Origin of the sequence: Mesorhizobium sp. (assembly GCF_017306585.1) — a bacterium.
GTDB lineage: Bacteria > Pseudomonadota > Alphaproteobacteria > Rhizobiales > Rhizobiaceae > Mesorhizobium.
On record NZ_JAFKIC010000048.1, the window covers coordinates 1 to 7,573 of the forward strand.

At 63.8% G+C, this 7,573-nt stretch carries 8 protein-coding genes and 1 pseudogene; 3 read left to right on the forward strand and 6 right to left on the reverse strand.

Features of this window, described 5'->3' with window-relative positions:
* The 6 genes and pseudogenes from J0I79_RS01800 to J0I79_RS01825 all read right to left on the reverse strand — a co-directional run.
* Positions 1-274: pseudogene (locus J0I79_RS01800) on the reverse strand (ABC transporter permease); the annotation flags it as partial.
* A 28-nt stretch (positions 275-302) separates the two neighbouring features.
* A complete protein-coding gene (locus J0I79_RS01805) occupies positions 303-1,865 on the reverse strand; it encodes an ABC transporter substrate-binding protein (protein WP_292854919.1) in 1,563 nt (520 codons plus the stop codon).
* Positions 1,866-1,914: 49 nt separating this feature from the next.
* Entirely contained in the window at positions 1,915-2,349 is a 435-nt protein-coding gene (locus J0I79_RS01810) for a YqaA family protein (protein ID WP_127385809.1), read from the reverse strand.
* Positions 2,350-2,358: 9 nt separating this feature from the next.
* Entirely contained in the window at positions 2,359-3,681 is a 1,323-nt protein-coding gene (locus J0I79_RS01815; protein WP_127385808.1) for an MFS transporter, read from the reverse strand.
* A 56-nt stretch (positions 3,682-3,737) separates the two neighbouring features.
* Positions 3,738-5,066: a cation diffusion facilitator family transporter gene (locus tag J0I79_RS01820; RefSeq protein ID WP_292854922.1), complete on the reverse strand. Its 1,329-nt coding sequence runs from the start codon at positions 5,064-5,066 to the stop codon at positions 3,738-3,740.
* A gap of 8 nt (positions 5,067-5,074) precedes the next feature.
* Positions 5,075-5,356 (reverse strand): metal-sensing transcriptional repressor, encoded by a 282-nt coding sequence (locus J0I79_RS01825; RefSeq protein WP_127385806.1) that lies wholly within the window; start codon positions 5,354-5,356, stop codon positions 5,075-5,077.
* A gap of 165 nt (positions 5,357-5,521) precedes the next feature.
* On the opposite strand from J0I79_RS01825, the gene J0I79_RS01830 reads away from it, so the two are divergent.
* Genes J0I79_RS01830 through J0I79_RS01840 form a run of 3 tightly spaced genes read left to right on the forward strand, consistent with a single transcriptional unit; the run spans position 5,522 to position 7,400 of the window.
* Complete coding sequence (locus J0I79_RS01830) at positions 5,522-5,845, forward strand: hypothetical protein (protein ID WP_292854924.1); 324 nt, start codon at positions 5,522-5,524, stop codon at positions 5,843-5,845.
* Positions 5,846-5,893: 48 nt separating this feature from the next.
* Entirely contained in the window at positions 5,894-6,631 is a 738-nt protein-coding gene (locus tag J0I79_RS01835; RefSeq protein WP_127385854.1) for a HupE/UreJ family protein, read from the forward strand.
* A gap of 10 nt (positions 6,632-6,641) precedes the next feature.
* Positions 6,642-7,400 carry a hypothetical protein gene (locus J0I79_RS01840; protein ID WP_127385853.1) on the forward strand — a complete coding sequence of 253 codons (759 nt, stop codon included), beginning with the start codon at positions 6,642-6,644 and terminating at the stop codon, positions 7,398-7,400.
* Positions 7,401-7,573: the final 173 nt, after the last annotated feature.

Here is a 7,573-nt window from a genome sequence, read left to right on the forward strand (position 1 = left end):
CGATCGGCTTGCCGGTGCGCAGCGAGACACCGAGATCGCCGGTGGCTGCATTGAGCAGCCACCGGCCGAAGCGGACCGGCAGCGGGTCATAGAGCCCGAGGTCCTCGCCGATCTTCTTGATCATTTCGGCATCCGCGCCCGGGCCCGCCGCGCGCTCGGCCATGAGCGCCGCGACGTTGCCCGGCGCGGCGGCAACCAGGGCAAAGGTCAGTGCCGATGCCGCCACGACCAGCAGACAGGCAAGCAATATCCTTCGCAGAATCGTGCGTCTCATCGACACTCCCCCAGCAGGTTCGAGGCGTTCAGGACTTCAGTGTGATCGCCTTGAAAGGCAGGTCGTAGTCCGTCGCGGGAAGCGCGAAGTTCTCGACGCGAGGATTGTGCGCCCACAGCCGCTGGCTGACAACGAGCGGGCAGATCGCACGGTTGTCGTGCAGCCAATCGTAGAGCGCCTGCATCTTGGCCTCGCGCTCGCCGCCACTCGCATCCAGAGCCGCCTTGACCACGCCGTCGAGCTCCGGCGAGACATAGATCTTGCCGTCCGGCCCGCTGTCGGCGGTGGATACGAACGCGTTGCCAAGCGTGCCGTGCGGATCGTAGGGCGCGCCATAGGTAGTGAAGAAAGCAAGATCATATTCGAACGCCGGGCGACGGTCGTGCATGGTGGCGTTGTCAACCGACGAGACCTGGACCTGGAAGCCGGCCTCCGACAGCTGGCCCTGGATCATCTCGGCGATGCGCCGCGAACCCGGCAGGGACTCCTCAGAAACCAGGAAATCGATCGCCAGCGGCGCACCGTCCTTGGTCCAGGCGCCGCCGCTCTCGCTCCAGCCGCCATCGGCAAGGATCTTCCTGGCCGCGGCGACGTCGCCCACCGGCACCTCATGCCGTTTGCCCGACGAGGGCACGTTGGCCGGGAAGAGATCCGCGGCAGGGTCGGCGTAGCCCTCGAACAGCACCTTGGCGATCGCAGCGCGGTCGACCGAGACATAGATGGCCTCGCGCACGGCCTTGTCGGCCATCATCTTGGCCTTCGGCGAATAACCGAGCAGCATGGTGGCGGTGCCGGCTTCGGCCACCACTTTCATGCCGTCCTTTTCGAGCGCGCGAGCGCGGCGCGGCGACAGCGTCGCCACCCAGTCGCCGCCGATCACGTCCAGGTCGCCGGAACGGAGGGCGTTGGCGCGGGCGAGTTCGTCGGGGACCACCTTCAACTCCATGCGGCCGAACAGCGGCTTCTCGCCCCAGTATTTGTCGTTGCGCACGAGCACGGTGCCGGACGAATCGTAGCTCTCGACGATCCACGGCCCGGTCCCGACCGGAGCGGTCTGCTTGCCGCTGGCGTCGACAGCCTTCGGCGACAGGAAGCGCACCGGACGCACGATGGTGAGCTCCAGCAAGGCTGCGGGCACCGGCCGCTTCAGCTTGATCGTCAACTTGTTGGGTCCATCGGTGACGATGCTGTCGAATGCGTCGGACACGCCGATCCACGAGAAATCCGCGACGCCCAGCCAGCGCTTGAGGTTCCACTCGGCGGCGGTTGAATCGAACGGCGTGCCGTCACTGAAGGCAACGCCTTCGCGCAGGTCGAAAGCGATCGAAAGCTGGTCGTCGGCGACGGCCCACTTGGTGGCGAGCCCGGGCTCGAGCGCACCGTCCTGGCCATAGTGGATGAGGGCGTCGAACACGACCGTGTAGGAGCTCAGCGTGGAGACGTTCTGCAGCAGGTCGAGATCGCCGGTTTCGGCGGCGATGGCGACCTTCAGCGTTTCATGCGCCTCGGAGAAGGCAGCGCGCGGAAACGCGGCGACGAACGCGAGGCCGGCGGTGGAGGCAAGGAAATTGCGGCGGTCGAGAGTCATCATGTCAGTTCCCCTTTTTTGCTTGATTGACAATAGTTGCGGCGGCTTACAGTCAGTTCAGGACAGCGCCCGCCAGCACGAGATAGCGGCCGGCTTTCGCGATCGTGACGATCGCAACGAAGCTCCAGAGCGGCTCGCGCAGCACGCCTGCCACCACAGTCAGCGGATCGCCGATGATGGGAACCCAGCTCAGCAACAAGCTCCATCGTCCGTAACGGCGGTACCGCGCGGCTGCGCGGTCGAAGGCTTGGGGCTTCACCGGAAACCATTTGCGGTCGCGAAAGCGATCGATGCCGCGGCCGAGAAACCAGTTGACCACAGAGCCAAGTACGTTGCCGAGCGTCGCGACGAGAACCAGCGCGGCCGGCGAATGGGTGCCCACCAGCAGCAGGCCGGCCAACACCGCCTCCGATTGCAGCGGCAACACGGTCGCGGCGGCGAACGCGGTCAGGAACAGTCCCCCGTAGGCGGCAACATCTCCCAGCATGGTGGGCGGTCAACTTGCTTTCGGCCATTTTGGATGCCGGTCGTTGACGACATAGCCATGCGAATGCTCGAAACCCGCTTCGGTCGAGACGGCATCCTCCAGATGCGAATGCCCGTGCGGCAGGTCTTCATGGGCGTGGGTGAGGACGTCTGGGTCATGACGCGGCCACAGCCATATTGCCGCAAGAAGTGCTCCGGCGCCGATGACGCCAAGCAGGATGAAGGTGAAAGGCAGGCCGATCGCCGCGCCGACGAGCCCGGCGATCGGATAGGTGATCAGCCAGCAGGCATGCGAAAGCGCGAATTGCGCGGCAAACAAAGCAGGCCGGTCGACGGGATCGGCGGAGCGCTTGATCAGACGCCCCGATGGGGTCTGCGCCAGCGAGTAGCCGAGGCCGAGCACGAACCACAGCGGCAAGAGCAGTTGATAGCTGGTGGCGAGCGGGCCGGCGAACACGCCGGCTACGAGCAGCGCCGCACCCGAAAGCATCGCCGCCCGGTCCGGGATGCTGTCCAGCAGGCGCGGCAGGGCGAGCGCGGCAATCATCGAGCCGCCGCCGAAGGCGGCAAGGGCAAGTGCCGTGTCGCTTTGGGAAAGGCCGAATTTCGCCTGCACCAGCACGACGGTGTTGACGATCACCATGGCGCTGGCGGCGGCGACGGCAAGGTTGAGCGCCAGGAGGCCGCGCAATCTCGGCGTCGCCAGATAGATGCGGATGCCGCGCGTGGTGCGCTCGTAGATGCCGCGCGGTTCCGTCGGCTGCGGGCTCGGCAGAACCACCGACACGACCAGCGCCGCCGACGCCAGGAAGCCGATGACCGTGCCGGCGAACAGGCTGTGGAAGCTGATGACGGAAAGCAGCGCCGCCGCCAGCATCGGACTGACGACGCTTTCCAGATCGTAGGCCAGCCGCGAAAGCGACAGCGCCCGCGTATAGTCCTTTTCCCTCGGAAGCACGTCCGGGATCGAGGCCTGGAAGGTCGGCGTGAAGCCGGCCGAGGCCGCCTGCAAGATGAAGATCAGAACATAGACCTGCCAAACCTCGGTGACGAACGGCAGGAAGACGGCGACCGCGGCCCGGACGAGGTCGAGCGAAACAAGCATGGTGCGCCGCGGCAGGCGTTCCGCGAAAGCGGCGGCCACGGGCGCCACGCCGACATAGGCGATCATCTTGATGGCGAGTGCGGTGCCAAGCACGGCGCCCGCGTCGGCGCCGGCAAGATCATAGGCCAGAAGCCCGAGCGCGACGGTGGCGAGGCCGGTGCCGACCAGCGCAATGACCTGCGCCAGGAACAGGTGCCGATAGGTGCGGTCAGCGAGGACTTCAAGCATGATGACTATCTTCTCGGAATGCATCGGGGGCGCGCAAAGCCGCGCCGGTCGTATTGTCAGTGATGATGGCCTTCCGGCTCAACCATCTTGAACGGCAGAACCTGTTCCTTGCCCTTGGCGGTCAGGATCAGCTTTGCCTCGAACTCGTGCGGCTCGGCCGGGGCGACGATGCTCTCAAGGCGATGGTGATCGCCAGCGACGGGTCCGAGCGGAAGCGTTTCGGGCCCCTGCGGCCGGTCGATGATCACGGTTGCCCCGAGATCGTCGGCATGGCTGTCGATGGTGAGGCGCATGCGCTCGCCCGCAGGCGTATCGACGATCTCCAGCGTTCCCGTTGCCAGATCGCAGGCGACCTTGAAGGGGTCTGGCGCGTGATGGGCGTGGCCGGAACTTGCCACCACAGGCCCGCCCTCGCCTTCCAGGCGGATGTTCGCTTCCGAAAGGGCTGGAAGGTGGTTAAACAGCTCCCCTCTCAGGGCTTCTGTGATGCCGACCAGGTCCTTGGCGGTCGCGGTATCGGCAACCTTGATGGCGACATCGGCATGCAGGCGATGGCCGATCCCGCGCGCCTGCACCTGGGCAACCCGCTCGATACCCCGAACATGTTCTGCCGCATGAGAGATTTCCTCGACGATGCCCGGCTCGACGCCGTCGAGCATCCGCGTCAGCACCGCCTTCGACGACTGCCAGACGATGGCGAAGATCGCGATCGTGATTAGAAGGCCGATGATCGGGTCGGCGAGCGGAAAGCCCAGCCACACACCGATGGCGCCAAGCACCACAGCGAGGCTGGTGAAGCCGTCGGTGCGGGCGTGATAGCCGTCGGCGATCAGGGCAGCGCTGTTGATCTCGCGGCCGACACGGATGCGGAACACCGCAACGGCCTCATTGCCGAGAAAGCCGACCAGGCCGGCAACTGCCACCCAGCCAAGGAAGGTGATGGGCTGGGGATGGATCAGCCGGTCGATCGCTTCGTAGCCGGCGACGATGGCGCTGAAGAGGATGATGAGAACGATCAGGATTCCGGCGAGATCCTCGACCCGGCCAAGGCCGTAGGTGAAGGTTTTGCTCGGCTTGCGCCTTGCCAGCATGAAGGCGACCCACAGCGGGATGGCGGTGACCGCGTCGCCGACGTTGTGGATGGTATCGGCAAGCAGTGCCACGCTGCCCGAAAGCAACACGACGACCAGTTGCAGCGCCGATGTGATGGCCAGCACGACGAACGACCATTTGATCGCCCAGATGCCGCGCGTCGTCGTCGCGATCGTAGGATCGATCACGCCATGGGTGTGTCCGTGGCCACCCTCACCGTGATCATGTCCATGGCCGCCCATGCCTTGCGTCATCGGGCCGAACCCGAACCAGTCGCGTATCTTGTCCATCATGCCGTTTCTCACAGGTACTTGGTGATGTCCTTGAACTCATCGATCGAGCGGCGCTGCTCGCGCGCCAAGGGGCCGACGACGTCCTCAAGGCAATGGTTGAGATGATCCTGGATCAGGGTTTTCTTGGCTTGCGAGACGGCCTTCTCGACAGCATGCAACTGCTGGGCGAGATCGATGCAGGGCCGGCCCGCTTCGATCATTTCTATGACACCCTTGAGATGTCCGTTGGCGCGCTTCAGACGCTTGACGATATCAGGATGCGTTTCGTGGATGTGAGGTTGCTCGCTCATGTCTCGATACTATCCTCATGGAGGGGATATACAAGCCTCAAAGAGGCCCCGATTTCGGTGTAGGCAACCATTCGTTAGGATTTTAGAGAATAATCGCCTTTCATGCCGAATCGGGTCCACAGCGCAGTTTTTTGTCTGGTCATCGCCCTGACGATAGTGTTCGGCATGCCGCGTCCCTTAGGCTATTCGGCCTCGCACGATCCGATCGCGATTGCCGCCTCCGCGATCGAGCGCCAAGCCGAAGTCGCGGCGCAGATCGAAAATCATGGTCACGCCCACGAGGACGGCGTTGCCGACGAGCAAAGCCTTGGTCATTTTCACGGGCACAATGCGGCCGACCACTCGCACGAAACGGCGAGTACACCTGTCGGCTTTGCACCGACCGTTCCGCAGGTCGAACGGGGCTGGCTGAATTATTCGCCGACTTTCATCGATCCGGGCGCGACATTCCGGCTCGAGCGACCGCCGAGACCATTCCTCGCCGCGTGATCACGGCCGCTCAAGCGGCCTCCCTCAACGACGAAGATCGGAAATTTTATGCAAGAACCCTTCTACCGGGGGCGACCGCGCTCGCGTCGCGCGTGTTGGCGAACCACCCTGCCCTTGCTAATTGCTATTTTGACGCTCCCGCTGCTGGCAGGAGCAGCCTTCGCCCATGCCGTCGCCGCCGGCGACAAGGGCTACATCCAGGAAATCTCGGGCATGAATCTGCTGCCCTTCATCTATCTCGGCGCCAAGCACATGGTGACGGGATACGATCACATCCTGTTCCTGTTCGGCGTGATCTTCTTCCTCTACCGGATGAAGCACATCGGCATCTATGTCAGCCTGTTCGCGCTCGGTCACTCCACGACGATGCTGCTCGGCGTCTATTTCAACGTCGGCATCAACAGCTACGTCATAGACGCCATCATCGGCCTGTCGGTCGTCTACAAGGCGCTCGACAATATGGGCGCCTTCCAGAGGTGGCTCGGCTTCCAGCCGAACACCAAGATCGCGACGCTGATCTTCGGCTTTTTCCACGGCTTTGGCCTGTCGACGAAGATCATCGAATACAACATCTCGCCCGACGGGCTCGTGCCCAACCTTCTCGCCTTCAATGTCGGCGTCGAACTCGGTCAGCTCATGGCACTGGGCGCCATCCTGATCGTCATGGGTTACTGGCGCCGGACACCAAGCTTCTGGCGCCATGCCTACACCGCAAACGTCATCATGATGACGGCTGGTTTCTTGCTGATCGGGTATCAGCTCGCCGGCCTGTTCGTTGCAGCATAGGACCACAACAATGTACAATACTGACTTGCCCACTCGGGCAGAATTGCCAACTTCGGCACAGCTCAAGCGCTCCACCCTGATTGCGGCGCTGACGGCGATCGCCCTGCTCGTCACAATCGTCATACCCTCGGAGTATGCGATCGACCCAACGGGTGCTGGCCGAATTCTCGGCCTCACAAGGATGGGCGAGATCAAAACCCAACTCGCGACAGAGGCCGCCGCAGACGAGGCCGCCATGGTCGCCAAGGCGACGGCGCCCCGGCTCTCCCAGGCCGCCGTGCCGCAGGAGTTGGCGGCGCGCCTGGAACGCATCGAGACCCTGCTCGTAGAGCTCAGCGCCGACGCCCCTGCCCAAGCCTCGGCTGCGCAGGACGATCTCAGCGTCAGCAACATCACACCGGAAAACGTCGCGCCGGTTGCGCAGGAGACCGTCGCGGTGGCGACGGCGCCCGCCGAGAAGCAGGATGAGATGACAATTTCACTGGCGCCCGGCGAGGGAGCGGAAGTCAAGCTGGTAATGCGCCAAGGGGCCCGTGCGAATTACGCCTGGACGGTCGACGGCGGCGGCGTCAATTTCGACATGCATGGCGACGGCGGCGGGCAGTCCGCCAGCTACGAAAAGGGTCGGGGCGTGCCGGGAGCTGAAGGGGCGCTGGAAGCTGCCTTTGACGGGAACCACGGCTGGTTCTGGCGTAATCGCGGCACCACCAACATCACCGTGATTCTGCGCACCAATGGAGACTATTCGGAGATTAAGCGGGTGCTGTGACGAAACAGGCGACCATGGCCTGCCGGAGTAAGGTCATGGTCGCCGACGGGAGCATCCGCACGCAATCCACCTGAGGGCTTAGCTTCTGAGATCTTGCCTGGTCGCCCGCTCCAGGATCGGCATCATCAGCGCAAAGAGTTCCGCCTGCGATGAAAGTTTGCATTTGCTGTAAA